Below are 15,280 nucleotides of genomic sequence, written 5' to 3' on the forward strand. Positions count from 1 at the left end.
ACTAGCCCGCGTGACCGCACTGGAGGCAGTGGCCGTTCACCTCCCCCCACACGCCGTGCCCATCGAGGCGGTGGGCGAGCGCATCGGCCTGACCCCACGTCAACTCCGTCTCTTCCGCCGCTTCCACGGCCTGGACCAGCTCCGTCTGGACCGGGCCGGGACGCTGCCCGACCTGCTCGACGCCGCCCTGGAGAAACTGCCGGAGCTGCGTGGACGCGAGAGCGACGTCCGCTTCGTGATCCACGCCCGCAGCATGCCGGTGGCGGTGCCCCACCCACTCAATCCGCTGCACGAGGTGCTCGACGCCCGCGGGCTCGCGCACGCCAACGCCTTCACGGTGACCCACCACGCCTGTGCGGTGGGCCTGCTGGCCATCGACCTGGCCGGCCGGCTGCTCGCGGCCGAACCCGATCCGGCCGCGCTCGCGCTGGTGCTGACCGGGGAGAAGACCTTCACCCGGGACGCCCAGGTGGTGCCCGAGACCGGCATCTTCGCCGAGGGCGCGGCCGCCTGCCTGGTCAGCGCCGACGGCGAGCGCCACCGGATGCTCTCCTTCGCGGTGCGCCAGCGCCCGGAGTTCGACGGCCGGCTGGCCGAGGACCCGGACCTGCTGGCCCGCTACCAGCGGGAGTACCCGAACGTGATGGTGGAGGCGATCGAGGCCGCCCTGGAGGAGGCCGGTCTGGACCTGGGCGACCTCGCCGCTATCCTGCCGCACAACGTCAACCAGGCGTCCTGGCGGATGATCGCGCGCCGCATCGGCTACCCGGTCGGGAAAGTCGTGCTGGACAACGTGCGGTCCGTGGGGCACAGTTTCGCCTCGGACAGCCTCATCAACCTCCACACCGCCACCACGCGGGGGCTGATCCGCCGCGGTGACCACTACCTGATCGCCGCCGCCGGTGTCGGAGCCACCTTCTCCGCGATGGCGATGCGGTACTGACGGCCCGCCGGTTCCGCCGGACACCGCCGTCCGGACACCGGCGCCACCTCCACACCACCCCAGAGCCCCGGGCGCAGCGAGCCCCGGAGCGCACATCCCACGTACGACGGGACGGGACACCCATGTCAGAAGCCGTGGTCCAGACCACTGACCCCGAGCTGCGCGAGCGCATCCTGCACGGCATCGGCGAACTCCTGCCGCGCGTCCTCAAGCGCGAACTGCCCGAGATCCCGCAGGACGCCTGCCTCTTCGACGACCTCGGCCTCACCTCGGCCGGCACCATCGAACTGATCCTGGAGCTGGAGGAGTCGCTGGACATCCAGGTGGACGTCGAGCAGATCACCGAGGACGACCTGCGGTCGGTCACCAGGCTGGCCGACTACGTCGCCGGGCACGTCATCCCCGAGGACTGACCGGGTGGCCCCCGGCCCCGACGGCCTGCGGCTCACCCGGGCGCTGGCCCGCCGCTTCGACGGCCGCTCGCAGGCCTCGCTCGATCCGGACCTGCGGGTCTTCGTCTCCGACCTCGTCCGCCCCTACGGCCTTCCGCTGCGGGAGGACCTGCTGGAGGAGGGCGTCGGCCACTCCTACGAGGAACTGGCCGCCGGACCGCTGCGCGAGGCGCTCGCCGAGGACGAACCGGTGGACCTGCTGGTCCTGGCCTTCGACACCCCGGACGTGCGGCCGGGCGCGCCGTCCTCACTGGCGCTCAGCCGGTCCGTCCCGGGCGATCCGCTCGCCTTCGCGGTATGCGACCAGGGCGGCGCGGCGGCCTTCACCGCCCTGCGGCTGGCCGCCGCCCACCAGCGCACCGGCGGCTGCCGCCGGGCCGTGGTGGTGCTGGCCGAGCAGACCGCGCTGCACCACGAACCGCCCGAGCCGGTGGCACTGCCCGAACGGCACGCGGCGGTGGTGCTGGTCTGCGAGCGGACCTCCGGCGCCGGGCTGGCCGTGCGGCAGACCCGGGGCGTGCCGTCTCCGAAGGAGGCCGTCCGGGCCGAGGCCGGGCAGCTCGGGCCCGAGGCGGTGGTGCTGCTCGGGCCCGGCTTCGATGAGGGCTCCGGGCCCGGCTTCGGTGCGGGCTCCGGGCCCGGCGTCGGCGTCGATCAAGCCCCGCCGGCCCAGCCGTTCACCGGCGTCTGGGCGGAGCTGGCCGAGCGCCTGCCCGGGTGGCGCGCTGAGGGTCGGCCCGTGCTGGTGGCCGGGTACGACCGGCGGCTCGGCGTGCTCAGCACGCTGACCCTGCCATGACGGCGGTCGACCTCTGGCTGATCGACACCTGTCAACCAGCGGGCGTGGCAGCGGAGTTGCGCCATCTGCTGGATCCGGTGGAGCGCGCCCGGGCGGCGGGGGCGGACCGGGAGCTGCGCGACCGCTTCACCGTGGTGCGCGGTGCCGTCCGGCGGCTGGTGGCCGAGCGGCTCGGCGTCCGCCCGGCCGGGCTGGTCTGGCGGTACGGCCGGCACGGCAAGCCCGAGCCGGCGGGCGCCGGCGGGCTGCGGGTCAGCTGGTCGGCCTCGGGGGCCCGCGCGGTGCTGGCCCTGGCCGAGGGCCGGGCGGTCGGCGTCGACGTCGAGGGACTCCACGACGCCCGGAGCGCGGAGCGGATGGCGACCCGCTGGTTCCCGGCCGAGGAGGCGCGGTTCGTCGCCGAGCCCGCCGAACCCGCCGAGCGGGCGGCGCGGTTCACCGCGCTGTGGTGCCGCCGCGAGGCCTGCGTCAAAGCGTACGGGGGGCGGCTGGCACAGTCCTTCGGGGTGCCGGTGGCCGGTCCGTCGCCGGTGGTGGTGGCCGACCCGGGCGGGCTCGGTGCCGGGCCCGCCCGGCTCTGTGACGTTGCCGTCCCGGGGCCGTTCCGGGCTGCCGTCGCGGCCCTCGGAGACTCGCCTATACATGTCAACTCGCACTACTGGAGAGCACATTGACGGTGAGTCGGTTGTGGCGATCTTTGGTCTGGACCAGTTTGCGAGCGCGCTGGTAGCGTCCCGGTCACATCCTGTCGAGCCCTTCCGGGCGAGCCGAAAGGCGCGTACGACGTGACACCGAAACCGGCCATCAGGCGGATCACCGTCCGGTACGCCGCCGAGAGCGGCGGCTGCGGCCCGCTCACCCGCGGCCAGGACAACATGATCCGCTGCATCCGGCGGGACGCCCCCGAGCAGATCAACAAGGAGTCCGTCTGGCCGGTGCCCGACGGCACCTCGGTCTCCTCCGGGCTGGTCGCCCTGCGCCTGCTGGTCGAGCGGCACGAGTCACTGCGGACGTCGTTCCCCGCGGGCCCCGGTCCGGATGGCTTCCCGGACCGCCAGGTGGTGCACCCGGGCGGCCGGTTCACCGTCACCGTGGTCGAGGCGGGCGGCCGATCCGACGGCGAACTGGACGCGCTGGCCTACGAGTTGGCGCGTGCCGATGTCGCCGTCCCGGTGGATCTCGGCGCGCCGCCGCGCATCCGGTTCACCCTGGTCGCCGCCGGTGAGCGGCTGCTGCGGCTGGTCGCGGTGGTGTGCCACGCGGGCGCCGACGGCGCCGCCACCGCGGTGCTGGTCCAGGACTGGCACGCCCTCGCCGCCGGGAAGGAACTGCCTCCCGTCACCGCGCCGACCCCGCTGCGGATCGCCGGCGCGGAGCAGGGCCTCCAGGGCCGCCGCAGGTCCGCCGCCGCCCTGCGGCACTGGGCCCGGGTCCTGACCACCGGCCCGCAGGTCGTCTTCGCGGACACCCGGATCACCGGCCCGCCGCGCGACCACAACGCGCTGCTGGTCCGCTCGCGCACCGCCGCCGGCCACCTCGCCGCCGTCTGCCGGCGCACCGGCGCCAGCCCGTCCGTCGTCCTGCTCTCCGCGTTCGCCGCGCTGGTCGCCCACCGCTCCGGCCGCAGGGAGCTGGTGCTCTCGGCCCTGTCCGCCAACCGTCGGCGCGCCACCCTGGTCGACCACGTCGGCACCCTCGCGCAGGACGCCCTGATCCTGCTGGACACCGGCGTCACCGATCTCGACCAGCTGATCGGCCGCACCAAGTCCGCTTCGCTGACCGCCTACTGGCACAGCGCCCTGGACGCCGAACGGGTCTGGCGGCTGGTGGAGGACGCGGCCCATGTGCGCGGGGCCAGGTTCTCCCGACAGGTGGTCGTCAACGACCTGAGCCTGACGGTCCCGGCCGCCGTCGCCGACGCCCGGCCGCAGCCGGCGGCCGACCCCGAACTCACCGTGCTGCCCGCCCCGCCGCTGCCGGTCCGGCTGATGTTCACCATCCTGCGGATCACCGGCAGCCTGGACTTCTCGCTGCTCGCCTGCCCCCAGGTGCTCGACCCGGAGGAGACCGAGCGCTTCGCCCTGGCGCTGTCGACCGTGCTCACGGCCGCCGCCGAAGGCCCGGTGCCGCTCGCCGACCTGCCCGCCGCGCCGGGCCCGCCGACGGGGGGTCGCGGCGAGTGGCGGCTGGTCGACGGCTCCTGGATCGATCTCGCGGCCGTCCGCGAGCTGCTCGACAGCGCCCTCGGCGAGCACCGGCTCTCGGTGATCGGGGGCAGGCTGGTGGCCGAGGTCCCCGCGGCGCACGCCGGGTTCGGCCCCGTCGACGCCCACCGCGCCGTGGTCGCCGCTCTGGCCGGCCGGGACACCGCGATGGCGCCGCACCACTACGTCGTGCGGCACGCCACGGCGGTGGGGGAGCGGACCGAGGCCGGGAGCGGGCGGGACCGGGACGTGGTGGTCCGGCTGGCCGCGCTCACCTGAACGGATGAGCGCGGCGGTCCGCGCGGCGCTCACCCGGTCGGGCTCCGGTGGCCGTCCGCCGACCCCCGGGGGAGGCCCGCCCGGCAGCAGGCGGAGGTCGCTCCGGAGGTCAGCCCCCACGGGGTCGGCACCTCCTCCTCGCCGTCGTCCCGCACCGGCAGCCGGTCGATCACCGCGACCAGCGCCGGAGGCAGCTGCGGGGCGAGCCCCCGGTGCACCCGGGAGAGGATGTCCCGCCGGACGTCGTCCGGCAGCAGCGGTCTGGCCGCCCTCAACGTCCGTGGCCCGGGCGGACGTTCGGTCTTGGTGAGCTGGTCGGACCAGGCCCGCCAGTAGTCGGCGTCGTCGGTCTCCCCGAGCATCAGATGGTGCAGGTGCAGGCAGTAGGCGGCCGTCCCGCTGCCCGACCCGGCCGCGAAGCGCCACCAGAACTCGGCGCCCTCCTCCCTGCCGGTCGCGTACAGCAGCGCGCCGAACACCTCCGCGCCCTCCGGCTCGATCCGGCGCGCGTTCACCAGCAGGTCGAGCCCGCGCGAGGCCTCGGGCGCGCCCAGCACCAGGACCACCACCAGGCCGAGTTCGAAGGCGGCCTGCTCGTGCTCCGACGGCAGGTGGGCGGGCGCGGCCGTGACCCGGGCCTGGCGCACGGCGGCGATCCGTTGCGCGTGCGGGCGCTGGGGCCGGGGCACCCGGAACACCGGGGTGCCCTCGTCGGTCAGGCCCGGCCCGCCCGGGGCCGGTGGCCGGACTCTCTCCGTCACGGTTCTCCTCCCCGGTCCGGGAGTTCGCGCACCCCGAGGCCGCGTGCCAGCCGGTCCCGGGCGTGCCGCAGGTTGGAGTGCACCGTCGCCGCCGGCCGCCCCAGGTACGCCGCGATCACCTGGACGTGCAGGCCCAGCAGGTACCGCAGGATCACCACGTCCCGCTGCCGGTCCGGGAGTTCGAGGATGGCCGCGTACAGCCGCACCTCGTCCGCCTCGCTGTGCAGCAGCCCCTTGGCCACCTGTTTGAAGGCGCCGATCACCGCCGCGAAGGTCACCGCCTCCACCTCGACCGGCTCCTCGGCGGCCACCCAGTCGGCGACGTGCCGGTTGGCCAACCGCCAGGCGTAGGCGGCCGGTTCCTCGAACCGCAGCACCTGCGGCCAGTAGCGGGACAGATCGGCCTTCACCGCCCTCACCACCAGCGCCGCGTCGGCCCGGTTGCCTATCCGGGTCAACGCCAGGGCGTGCCAAGCGGGTTCATGGGTCTCGCAGAACGCGGCGTAGGCGAGGTCCAGGCGGGGGCCGTGCTCGGAGCGGAGGCCGGGCTCCGGGCCGTCCGCCCGCTCGGCCGCCGTCCGGCCGGTGCACGCCACGGTGGTCGCACCCCGGTGCCCGCGCACGGCGGCACCCCTGTCGATCGTCATCGAGCCTGCTTTCCGTGGCCGTCGGCTGCTCGCCGGGCCACCCGAGGGTCGGGCTGTCCGTGCCCATCCTCATTCCATCAGGCCTGTCACTCCAGGCTGCAATCCGAATACAGATTGTCATCTCATGGGCTTCAGCGATTCATAGGAACACCGGGAAGGTGTTCGGACCGTGATTGGCCCCCGGCTGCCCTGGGCAGCAAACGACCGATCGGGATCGGAGCCGATCGGGAACGCGGGCGAGGGGGATCGGGATGGGCCTTTACGACGGCGTGGACCTGCGGTTGAACGTGCCGCACTCGGCCCGGATGTACGACTACTTCCTCGGCGGCTTCACCAACTTCGCCGCCGACCGGGAGGCCGCCGGGCACGCCCTCGCGGTGGCGCCCTGGGTGCGCACCGGGGCCCGGGCCAACCGCTCCTTCATGCACCGCTCGACCCGGGTGCTGGCCGAGGCCGGTTTCGACCAGTTCCTCGACATCGGCACCGGCATCCCGACCTCTCCCAACCTGCACGAGATCGCCCAGGGCGTCCGGCCGAGCGCCCGGGTGGTCTACGCCGACAACGACCCGATCGTGCTCTCCCACGCCCAGGCCCTGCTCACCGGCACCCCCGAGGGCCGCACCGCCTACGTCGAGGCCGACGTCACCGACCCGGCCGGACTGCTCGCCGCCCCCGGCCTGCGCGAGACCATCGACCTCGCCCGGCCCGTCGCGCTCTCCCTCAACGCCCTGCTCCACTTCGTCCCCGACGAGCGCGGTGCCCATCGGCTGGTCGAGCACCTCAAGTCCGCCCTCGCCCCCGGCAGTGCCCTGGTGATGACCCACGTCACCCCCGAGTTCGCCCCCGAGGAGGTCGCCGACCTGGTCCGCGTCTACTCCTCGGCCGGCACCGCCGCCCAGGCCCGGACCCGCCCGGAGATCGCCCGCTTCTTCGACGGCTGGACGCTGCTCGACCCGGGCCTCGTCCCCGTCCCGCAGTGGCGCCCGGCCCCCGGCGAGACGCCCGTCGCCCCCTCGCAGGCCGCGGCGTACGCGGCGGTGGCCGTCAAGCCGTGAACCACCCGATCGGTTCACGAGGCTGACGAACCGTCTGGGTTCGGGTCGCGTCCTGGTGATCGAGCAGGCGGCACGCGCCGCGTCATTCGATCGAAGGAGGAGCATGCACCCGCGCCCTTCGGAAACACCCCGCCACGGCCGCCGCGCCGTCCTCGGCCTCGGGGCGGCCCTCGCCGTCACGGCCGCGGCCGGCGGACCGGCGTTCGCGGCGGCACCGGACGAACGGGCCGCCGACGCCGGCCGCCACCCGGCCCTCGCCGCCCTCGCCGCCCTCGAACGGGAGCATTCCGCCCGCCTCGGCGTCTACGCCCGCAACCTGGCCACCGGCCGGACCGTCCGCTACCGCGCGGACGAGCGCTTCCCGATCTGCTCGGTCTTCAAGACCGTCGCGGTCGCCGCCGTCCTGCGGGACCTCGACCGCGACGGCGAGTTCCTCGCCCGGCGGATCCGGTACACGGCACAGGACGTCACCAGGGCCGGCGGCGGACTGGTCACCAGCAGGGACGAGAACCTGGCGAACGGCATGACCGTCGCCGAGCTCTGCGCCGCCGCCATCGAGTACAGCGACAACACCGCGGCCAACCTGATGCTCCGCGAACTCGGCGGCCCGCCCGCCGTCACCCGCTTCGCCCGCTCGGTCGGCGACCGCGTCACCCGGCTGGACCGATGGGAGCCCGAACTCAACAGCGCCGAGCCCGGCCGCGCCACCGACACCACCACGCCGTACGCCATCGGAGCCACCTACCGCGGCCTCGTGCTCGGCGACGCCCTCCCGCCGCGCAAGCGCGAGCTGCTGACGACCTGGCTGCGCGGCAACACCACCAGCGTCCACCGCTTCCGCGAGGGCCTCCCGCCGGACTGGTCCCTCGGCGACAAGACCGGCACCGGCAGCTACGGCACCAGCAACGACGTCGGCATTGCCTGGACCCCGCGGGGCACCCCGGTCGTCCTCTCCGTCCTGTCCACCAAGCCCGCCGACCCCGGCGCCCCCAAGGACGACCTGCTGGTCGCCCGGACGGCCGCGCTGCTCGTCCCCGTGCTCGGCTAGCGCAGGCGCGGGCCCCGGCGGTCGGGGCGCCGGGGCCCCCGCGGTCGCCCTCGGCTCACATGGTGTTGACGATCAGCCCGATGTGGGTGAAGTAGTTCAGCCCGCCGAAGACCAGGAAGGCGATCCCGGCCAGTCCCCAGGCGACTCCGATCACCGGGGTCATCCACCGCCTGGGAGTGCGCAGCGCGAACGGGAAGAGCAGAGCCCCGACACCGACCAGCACGTACAGCCCGGACATGAAGCCGGCCTCCAGCCACGGCCAGTCCGAGAACTCCCCGGAGACGGGCTCCTCGGGCGGGGCGGCGAACAGCGTGTACTTCCAGCCGGCGGCGGCGATGCCGAAACAGGCGAGCCCCATGCCGAAGACGAACACCGAGATGGGCGCGGCGATCCGGGCCGTCCGGTCGGCACCGTCCACGGCGAGGAGCTCGCCGCCGCGCTTCCAGAGGTAGAAGGCGGCGGTGAGCAGGAAGACGCCGAACGCCAGGGCGGGTTCGCCGAAGATGACGTTGTCGAACGGGAACCCCTGCCCGGCCAGCGGCCAGGTCAGGGTCATGTGCAGGCCGGTGGTGACGAGCGTGAACCCGAGCGCCGCGAAGGCCAGCGCCCAGCCGTCGAGCGTGGTGCCGACCCGGCGCAGGAGGATCAGGCGGCCCAGGGCCACCACGAGGAGCAGTCCGGCCCCGGCGGCCACCGACATGATCGTGTTGTACGTCGGCATCCGGGCCCAGTCGATCTTCAGGCCGGATGCGGCGAGCGGCATGACGTGCTGAGTCATGGGTGAGGCATGGGCAGCGCGCTCCGTCGCCACACCCCGCGCCGCGGCGGTTCACCCGGCGGGCCCACCCGCGCCGCCCCGACCGCCCCGCCCGCGTGGACCGGCGGGGCCCGCCGTCGACGCCCCGCGCGCCCTCGACCTCCTCACCCGAGCGCCCGCGCGGCGCCTGGCACAGACTGGACAGGGACCGACGCTGCCCCGCGACGCTGGGAGAGGCATGCTGCTGGGACTCACCACCGCGCTGGTCGCCACCGTCTGCTTCGGCTTCGGGGCGGTCTGCCAGGCCCGCGGGGCACGGTCGGCCCCGCGCGCCGACCGGGTCCGGGCGGGTCTGCTGGCGGCTCTGCTGCGCTCCTGGCAGTTCATCGCCGGCACGCTGCTGGACATCGTCGGTTTCGTGCTGAGCATCGTCGCGCTGCGCACCCTCCCGCTGTTCCTGGTGCAGGCCGTCACCAACGCCAGCCTGGCCGTCACCGCGGTGGCCGCCGTCTGGTTGCTGGGCGCGCGGCTGCGCCGGGGGGACCTCGCGGCCATCCTCGCGGTCGTCGTCGGGCTGACCCTGCTGGCGTTCGGCTCCGGGCAGGCGGGGCACAACCACGCCGCGCCCGCCTTCCACTGGTCGCTGCTCGCCACCGCAGCCGCCGTGCTGCTCGCCACCCTGGCCCTGGCGCGCCGGGACGGCACGGCGGCCGCGGCCGGTCTGGGCCTGCTGGCCGGGGTCGGCTTCGGCGTGAACAGCCTGGCCGTCCGGGTCCTGGACGCCTCCGGCCCGGTCGCCGTCCTCACGGACCCCGCCGCCTACGCCCTCGCCGGCGGCGGCCTCGGCGGCTACCTCGCCTACGCCCTGGCGTTGCAGCGCGGCACGGTGACGGCCGCGACCGCCGCCGGAACGGTGACCGAGACCTTCGGCCCGGCCCTGGTCGGCTTGGCGGCGCTCGGGGACGCCACCCGGCCCGGGTTCGAGTGGTGCGCGCTGACGGGCTTCGCGATCGCGATGGGCGGCACCTTCGCGCTCTCCCGCTTCGGCGAACTGGAGGGCGAGTCCGCCGAGCTGTCCGTCCGGCGCCGGGACGCCGAGTCGGAGTCGGCCGCCCCGCCGCCCCGGTAGCCCGGACGGCGCTGCCGTGCGAAGGTGACTTGCCGGACAAAACGGACGGCGAACCGGTCACAGAGCGGCAGGTGCCCGATGACGGAGGAGCCCCACCCCCGGCCCCGGAGGTCGGATCCGAAGGACGTCACGGACGCCGAGGCCCCGAAGCACCGGGCGGAGCGGCCCGGCCGTCCCGTCGCGCTGATCACGGGCGCCTCCTCGGGGATCGGCCTCGCCACCGCCACCCGCCTGGCCGACGCAGGCTGGCACACCCTGCTCTCCGGCACCGACCGCGCGCGGCTCGACCAACTCGCCGACCGCACCGGCGGCCGGGCGCTGCCCGAGGACCTGGCCAAGCCGGACGGCCCGGCCCGTCTCGCCGAGGCCGCCCTGGCCGGGGCCGGCCGGGTGGACGCCCTGGTCGCCAGCGCCGGCCTGGGCTGGCGCGGCCCGTACGCGCAGACGCCCTCCGACACCCTGGACCGGATGATCGAGGTCAACCTCGCCGCCCCGCTGCGCCTGGTCCGCCTGCTGCTGCCCGGCATGCTGGAGCGCCGGCGCGGGCGGATCGTGCTGATCGGCTCGATGGCCGGCCAGGTCGGCGTGCGCGAGGAGTCCGGGTACGCCGCCACCAAGGGCGGGCTGGCGATGTTCGCGGAGAGCCTCTGGTACGAGCTGCGCGGCACCGGGGTGGGGGTGTGCCTGGTGCTGCCGGGGGCGGTGGACACCCCGTTCTTCGACCGGCGCGGCACCCCGTACCAGCGCGAGCGCCCGCGCCCGGTCCCGGCGGAACGGGTCGCGGACACCGTGGTCGCGACCATCGTCACCGGGCGCGACCGGCTCTACGTCCCGCAGTGGCTCGGCTTTCCGGCCCGCGTCCACGGCGTGGCGCCCGGCGTGTTCCGCCGGATGGCCGCGCGCTTCGGGTGAGCGCCGCCGCGCACCGGGCGGGCACCGTCGCCGCGGCAGCGCTCGCCGCCGCCTCAGCCGTCGAGTTCCTGCACCTCGCCCCGGCCGCCGTCCGGCTGCCGCCGCTGCGCCGCACCCTGGCCCGCCGCACCGCCGGGCACGGCACCGCACCGGGCCACGTCGCCCTGACCTTCGACGACGGCCCCGATCCGCGCGGCACCCCGTACGTCCTCGACGCGCTGGACGAACTCGGCGCCCGCGCCACCTTCTTCCTGCTCGGCGGCATGCTGGAGCGCGCCCCCGCGCTCGGCCGCGAGCTGGTGGCGCGCGGCCACGAGGTGGCCGTCCACGGCTGGTACCACCGGAAGCAGCCGTACCCGGCCCCCGCCCGCGACCTGCGCGAACTGCGCCGCGCCACCGAGGCCGTGGCCGGACTCTGCGGAGCGCGCCCGCAGTGGTACCGCCCGCCGTACGGCGTCCTGACCGCCGGCCCGGCCCTGGCCGCCCGCCGCCTCGGGCTGCGCAGCGTGCTGTGGACCGCCTGGGGCCGCGACTGGACGGCGGGGGCCACCGGCGAGTCCGTCTACACGACCGCCCGCCCCGGCCTCACCGCCGGAGCCACCCTCCTGCTGCACGACTCCGACTGCACCTCCGCGCCCGGCTCCTGGCGCGCCACTCTCGCCTCCCTGCCGCTGATCGCGGCCCACTGCCGGGCGCGCGGGCTCACCCTCGGCCCGCTGCGCGACCACGGGGTGCCGCCCGGCCGCCGTTGAGCGGCGGTGGGGTGTGCGGCGTTCGCGGACAGGCACCGGCGAGCCCCGGGCGCGACGGGCCTGCCGGGGGCCACGGTGGGCCCACCCGCGCCACGGCACCGGTGCTTCCGCTGATCACCGTGGGCTCGCCTCCGGCCGTCGGCCACCGTCGGCTGCCGGGCTCACCGGCCTGCTCCCGGCTCCTGCGCCCCGGCTACCCCAGCCCGATCCGCCGCAGCGCCGTCCCGAAGCCCTCCTGCCACGCCTCCGGCGTGGCGCCGGGGCTCGGCGGGGGCTCGGGGCGGCCCAGCGCGGCGAGGGCGTTGCGGACCACCTCGGCGGGGCGGGCGGTGGCGACCTCGGCATGGCCGAGCTCCAGCTCGTGCTGGAGGTTGTCGCGGCCGTGCCCCTGCACCACGTCGAGGAGCAACAGCCGCCGGCCCAGCGCCCGGGCCTCGCCGCAGGTGTCGCCCGAGCTGGTGACCACCAGGTCGGCGGCGGACATCAGCTCGGGGACGCGGTCGGTGAAGCCGAAGGGGTGGAGCCGGGGCTGCCGGCGCGCGGCGGCCCGCAGCCGGCGCTCCAGTTCGCGGTTGCGCCCCGCCACCGCGAGCACGTGCGGCCCGGCGGCGGCCAGCGCGTCGGCGGTGCGGGCGAGCGGGCCGAGCCCCCAGGCGCCCGACATCAGCAGCACGCACCGGGCACCGTCCGGCACGCCCAGCGCCGAGCGCGCCGCGGCCCGGGTCGGCGGCCGGTAGAAGGGCCGGCGCAGCGGCGCGGGCACGACGACGATGTCGGCCTCCGGCCGGTGGCGCCGCACCGCGCACGCGGCGACCTCCGAGGTGACCAGGAACAGGTCCGTCCCCTCCTGCACCCAGAGCCGGTGCGGTGTCGCGTCGGTGCAGAACACGAAGTGCCGGAACTCCCGCTCCGGCGCCTGCCGCAGCACCCGGTTGACGGCGGAGGTCGCGGTGGCGAACACCGAGACCACCAGCTGCGGGCGCTGCGCCCCGACCAGTTCCCGCAGTGCGGGGACCAGCCGGCCGCGGGCCGCCGCGTCGGCGAGCAGCGCGATCCGGGCCCCCGGCCGCAGGGCGGAGAAGTGGAAGGCGTCGTAGACCCCGGGCAGGTCGAGCAGCCGGCGGAACACGGCCTCCCCGGCGGCGCCCGAACGCTGCCCGAGCAGGGCCATGGCGTCGACGGTGTGGGTGGTCCAGCCGCGCCCCCGCAGGGTGTCGGCGCAGGCCTGCGCCATCACGTCGTGGCCCTGGCCGAGCGAGCCGGAGACCAGCAGGGCGTGCGGCATCGGGCGGCCCCCGTCAGGTGCGGGCGGCCGGGGGGACGGAGGCCCGGTACCAGTCCGCGTACCGCCGCACGCCGTCCGTGAAGTTGGTCCGCGGCGACCAGCCCAGCAGCCGCTTGGCCTGGGCCGAGGAGATCCGCCGCCCCGTGTAGTCGGCCTTCCGCCCGTCGATGTGCTCGATGCTGACGGGCCCCAGCAGCCGGTCCACGGTGTCGGCGATGTCCCGCACCGTGACGGGCGTCGAGCCCTCCAGCGCGAAGGTCTGGTCCTCGGCGTCGGGGGAGAGCGCCCGGACGTGGGCGTCGGCGAGGTCCTCGACGTAGACGAAGTTGCGGCTCTGCCGGCCGTCCCCGGCGATGGTGATCGGCCGCCCGGCCAGCGCGGCCTGGACGAACCGGGCGACGACCAGCTCGTCCCGCATCCGGGGGCCGTACGGGATGCCGTAGCGCAGGATGGTGAAGTGCTGCCCGTAGAGCTCGCGGTAGCTGTGCACCAGCATCTCGGAGGCGAGCTTGGTGGCCACGTACAGGTGGCCGCTGTGCTCCAGCTCGATCGGCACGTGCTCGTCCAGCTCCTGCTCACCGCCGTCGAGTTGCCCGTCGGAGAGGGCGGCGCCGTAGACCCAGACGGTGCTCGCCAGCACCGTCCGGCTCAGACCGCCGCGCCGGGCGGCCTCCAGGACGGCCTCGGTGCCGCCGATGTTGCTCCGCACCGCGCCGACCGGGTCGGCGGACACCTGCTCGACGTCGGCCATCGCGGCCAGGTGGTAGACCACCTCGCTGCCGGCCAGCGCCGCCGTCAGGGCCTTGAGGTCGAGGACGTCGAGCCTCGCGTGCTCGGCGTCCGGGTTGAGGTACTTGTCGGTGGTGTCCACGGCGAGGACGTCGTGGCCGGCCGCGATCAGGTGGTCCACGACGTGTGAACCGATGAACCCGCAGCCCCCGGTGACGGCGATCCGCACGGTCTTGCTCCCTTCGCTCCGGTCACCCGGCCAGGCGCCGGAGCACCGCGGAGACGGCGTCGACCACCTGTTCCGTCTCGTCCTCGGTCATGTCGGAGTGCACCGGCAGGCAGACCTGCCGGGCGCAGACGTCCTCGGCCACCGGCAGCGGCCCGCGCCGGTAGGGGGCGAGCACCGGCTGGAGGTGCAGCGGCAGGTCGTAGACCTCGCCGGACAGCCGCACCCCGTGCTCCTCGGCCACCAGCCGCTTGAACTCCGCCCGGTCCACCCCGGCGGGCAGCAGCGCCACGTACTTGTAGTAGTTGCCGCGGCAGCCCGGCGGTTCGAGCACCGGGTCGAGGCCGTCCAGTCCGGCCAGCGCCGCGTCGTAGCGGCGGGCGACGGCCCGGCGGGTCTCGATGAACTCCTTCAGCCGGCGCAGGTGCACCGCGCCGATCGCGGCGTGCGGCTCGCTCATCCGCCAGGCGTAGCCGGGCTTGACGTGGTGGTTGGTGGTGAAGGAGCCCTTGCCCTGGTCGCGGTAGACCCGGGCCTCGTCGCGAAGCTCCGGCGACTCGGTGAGGATCATCCCGCCCTCGCCGCTGGTGGTGACCTTGGTCGGGTAGAAGGAGAAGGCTCCGGCCAGGCCGAAGGTCCCGGCGGCGCGTCCGTCGAAGCTGCTGCCGTGGGCGTGCGCGGCGTCCTCGACCAGCGGGACGCCGCGCCGGTCGCACAGCGCTCGCAGGGCGCCGGCCTGCGGTCCGACCAGCCCGCCGATGTGCACCAGGACGACGGCGGCGGTGTCGGGGGTGAGTGCGGCCTCCAGGGTCTCGGGGGAGAGCGCGAGGGTGGCCGGGTCGACGTCGGCGAACACCGGGCGGCCGCCCGCGTGCAGCACCGCGCCCGCGGTCGCGTAGAAGGTGACGGCGGGGACGACCACGTCGCGGCCCCGGACGCCGACGCTGCGCAGGATCACCTCCAGTGCCGCCGTGCCGCTGCTCACCGCGACGGCGTGCGAGGCGCCGTGCTCGGCGGCGAAGGCCTGCTCGAAGCGCTCGGTCCACGGGCCGAGGGTGAGCGAGCCGGTGCCGAGCATCTCGGTCACCGCTTCGGCGACCGCCGCGCGGTCGCTCTCGTCGAACACGATGCGGGCGGCTGGAACGCCCATGGGGCACCTCCGGCGGCGGGCTGCGGAAGCAGCACCGATCGGGTCGGATCCTCCCGAACCGCACGGAAAGCGGACGGGTCAGGAGGATCACGCTACTTCGCCCACCGGGCCGCGGCCCGCCGTCGCCGCCCGCACGAGTGACCGAATCCGCT

16 protein-coding genes are annotated in these 15,280 nt (G+C 75.4%); 10 read left to right on the forward strand and 6 right to left on the reverse strand.

Annotated elements, in window-relative coordinates:
- Positions 1-10 precede the first annotated feature (10 nt).
- From ACZ55U_RS04575 to ACZ55U_RS04595, 5 genes are all read left to right on the forward strand, one after another.
- A complete protein-coding gene (locus ACZ55U_RS04575) occupies positions 11-943 on the forward strand; it encodes a 3-oxoacyl-[acyl-carrier-protein] synthase III C-terminal domain-containing protein (protein WP_465522365.1) in 933 nt (310 codons plus the stop codon).
- 122 nt (positions 944-1,065) lie between these two features.
- Positions 1,066-1,356 carry a phosphopantetheine-binding protein gene (locus tag ACZ55U_RS04580; RefSeq protein ID WP_380700059.1) on the forward strand — a complete coding sequence of 97 codons (291 nt, stop codon included), beginning with the start codon at positions 1,066-1,068 and terminating at the stop codon, positions 1,354-1,356.
- 4 nt (positions 1,357-1,360) lie between these two features.
- Entirely contained in the window at positions 1,361-2,194 is an 834-nt protein-coding gene (locus tag ACZ55U_RS04585; protein WP_465522367.1) for a hypothetical protein, read from the forward strand.
- Positions 2,191-2,868 (forward strand): 4'-phosphopantetheinyl transferase family protein, encoded by a 678-nt coding sequence (locus tag ACZ55U_RS04590; RefSeq protein ID WP_465522369.1) that lies wholly within the window; start codon positions 2,191-2,193, stop codon positions 2,866-2,868. Before ACZ55U_RS04585 ends, ACZ55U_RS04590 begins: the two co-directional genes overlap by 4 nt.
- Positions 2,869-2,979: 111 nt before the next feature.
- Positions 2,980-4,677 carry a condensation domain-containing protein gene (locus ACZ55U_RS04595; RefSeq protein WP_465522371.1) on the forward strand — a complete coding sequence of 566 codons (1,698 nt, stop codon included), beginning with the start codon at positions 2,980-2,982 and terminating at the stop codon, positions 4,675-4,677.
- Positions 4,678-4,706: 29 nt separating this feature from the next.
- On the opposite strand, the gene ACZ55U_RS04600 is transcribed toward ACZ55U_RS04595, so the two are convergent.
- Positions 4,707-5,438: a hypothetical protein gene (locus ACZ55U_RS04600; RefSeq protein ID WP_465522373.1), complete on the reverse strand. Its 732-nt coding sequence runs from the start codon at positions 5,436-5,438 to the stop codon at positions 4,707-4,709.
- Positions 5,435-6,085: an RNA polymerase sigma factor gene (locus ACZ55U_RS04605; RefSeq protein WP_465522375.1), complete on the reverse strand. Its 651-nt coding sequence runs from the start codon at positions 6,083-6,085 to the stop codon at positions 5,435-5,437. Before ACZ55U_RS04605 ends, ACZ55U_RS04600 begins: the two co-directional genes overlap by 4 nt.
- A gap of 251 nt (positions 6,086-6,336) precedes the next feature.
- Between ACZ55U_RS04605 and ACZ55U_RS04610 the strand changes: the two genes are divergently transcribed.
- On the forward strand, positions 6,337-7,140 hold the full coding sequence (locus ACZ55U_RS04610; RefSeq protein WP_465522377.1) for an SAM-dependent methyltransferase: 804 nt from the start codon (positions 6,337-6,339) through the stop codon (positions 7,138-7,140).
- Between the two features lie 103 nt (positions 7,141-7,243).
- Complete coding sequence (gene bla / locus ACZ55U_RS04615; protein WP_465522379.1) at positions 7,244-8,188, forward strand: class A beta-lactamase; 945 nt, start codon at positions 7,244-7,246, stop codon at positions 8,186-8,188.
- A gap of 55 nt (positions 8,189-8,243) precedes the next feature.
- On the opposite strand, the gene ACZ55U_RS04620 is transcribed toward bla, so the two are convergent.
- Positions 8,244-8,966, reverse strand: a complete 723-nt coding sequence (locus ACZ55U_RS04620; protein WP_465522381.1) for a DUF981 family protein — start codon at positions 8,964-8,966, stop codon at positions 8,244-8,246.
- Between the two features lie 217 nt (positions 8,967-9,183).
- On the opposite strand from ACZ55U_RS04620, the gene ACZ55U_RS04625 reads away from it, so the two are divergent.
- The 3 genes from ACZ55U_RS04625 (at position 9,184) to ACZ55U_RS04635 (ending at position 11,738) form a co-directional block, all read left to right on the forward strand.
- Positions 9,184-10,074: a DMT family transporter gene (locus tag ACZ55U_RS04625; RefSeq protein ID WP_465522383.1), complete on the forward strand. Its 891-nt coding sequence runs from the start codon at positions 9,184-9,186 to the stop codon at positions 10,072-10,074.
- Positions 10,075-10,152: 78 nt separating this feature from the next.
- Positions 10,153-10,986: an SDR family NAD(P)-dependent oxidoreductase gene (locus ACZ55U_RS04630; RefSeq protein ID WP_465522385.1), complete on the forward strand. Its 834-nt coding sequence runs from the start codon at positions 10,153-10,155 to the stop codon at positions 10,984-10,986.
- Positions 10,983-11,738: a polysaccharide deacetylase family protein gene (locus ACZ55U_RS04635; protein ID WP_465522387.1), complete on the forward strand. Its 756-nt coding sequence runs from the start codon at positions 10,983-10,985 to the stop codon at positions 11,736-11,738. The genes ACZ55U_RS04630 and ACZ55U_RS04635 overlap by 4 nt, the downstream gene beginning before the upstream one ends.
- A gap of 193 nt (positions 11,739-11,931) precedes the next feature.
- Here ACZ55U_RS04635 and ACZ55U_RS04640 read toward each other — a convergent pair whose 3' ends face one another.
- Genes ACZ55U_RS04640 through ACZ55U_RS04650 form a run of 3 tightly spaced genes read right to left on the reverse strand, consistent with a single transcriptional unit; the run spans position 11,932 to position 15,128 of the window.
- Complete coding sequence (locus ACZ55U_RS04640; RefSeq protein ID WP_465522389.1) at positions 11,932-13,023, reverse strand: glycosyltransferase family protein; 1,092 nt, start codon at positions 13,021-13,023, stop codon at positions 11,932-11,934.
- Between the two features lie 13 nt (positions 13,024-13,036).
- Positions 13,037-13,981 carry an NAD-dependent epimerase/dehydratase family protein gene (locus ACZ55U_RS04645; RefSeq protein ID WP_465522391.1) on the reverse strand — a complete coding sequence of 315 codons (945 nt, stop codon included), beginning with the start codon at positions 13,979-13,981 and terminating at the stop codon, positions 13,037-13,039.
- Positions 13,982-14,003: 22 nt separating this feature from the next.
- Positions 14,004-15,128 (reverse strand): DegT/DnrJ/EryC1/StrS family aminotransferase, encoded by a 1,125-nt coding sequence (locus ACZ55U_RS04650; RefSeq protein WP_465522393.1) that lies wholly within the window; start codon positions 15,126-15,128, stop codon positions 14,004-14,006.
- Positions 15,129-15,280: the final 152 nt, after the last annotated feature.

The organism is Kitasatospora sp. NPDC034533 (genome assembly GCF_055575155.1).

What these genes read in the sequence shown, in the direction of transcription:
- ACZ55U_RS04630 (WP_465522385.1), top strand. Translation starts at nt 10,153, where the DNA reads ATGACGGAGGAGCCCCACCCCCGGCCCCGGAGGTCGGATCCGAAGGAC.
- ACZ55U_RS04640 (WP_465522389.1), bottom strand. Translation starts at nt 13,023, where the DNA reads ATGCCGCACGCCCTGCTGGTCTCCGGCTCGCTCGGCCAGGGCCACGAC.
- ACZ55U_RS04580 (WP_380700059.1), top strand. Translation starts at nt 1,066, where the DNA reads ATGTCAGAAGCCGTGGTCCAGACCACTGACCCCGAGCTGCGCGAGCGC.
- ACZ55U_RS04610 (WP_465522377.1), top strand. Translation starts at nt 6,337, where the DNA reads ATGGGCCTTTACGACGGCGTGGACCTGCGGTTGAACGTGCCGCACTCG.
- ACZ55U_RS04625 (WP_465522383.1), top strand. Translation starts at nt 9,184, where the DNA reads ATGCTGCTGGGACTCACCACCGCGCTGGTCGCCACCGTCTGCTTCGGC.
- ACZ55U_RS04605 (WP_465522375.1), bottom strand. Translation starts at nt 6,085, where the DNA reads ATGACGATCGACAGGGGTGCCGCCGTGCGCGGGCACCGGGGTGCGACC.
- bla (WP_465522379.1), top strand. Translation starts at nt 7,244, where the DNA reads ATGCACCCGCGCCCTTCGGAAACACCCCGCCACGGCCGCCGCGCCGTC.
- ACZ55U_RS04650 (WP_465522393.1), bottom strand. Translation starts at nt 15,128, where the DNA reads ATGGGCGTTCCAGCCGCCCGCATCGTGTTCGACGAGAGCGACCGCGCG.
- ACZ55U_RS04620 (WP_465522381.1), bottom strand. Translation starts at nt 8,966, where the DNA reads ATGACTCAGCACGTCATGCCGCTCGCCGCATCCGGCCTGAAGATCGAC.
- ACZ55U_RS04590 (WP_465522369.1), top strand. Translation starts at nt 2,191, where the DNA reads ATGACGGCGGTCGACCTCTGGCTGATCGACACCTGTCAACCAGCGGGC.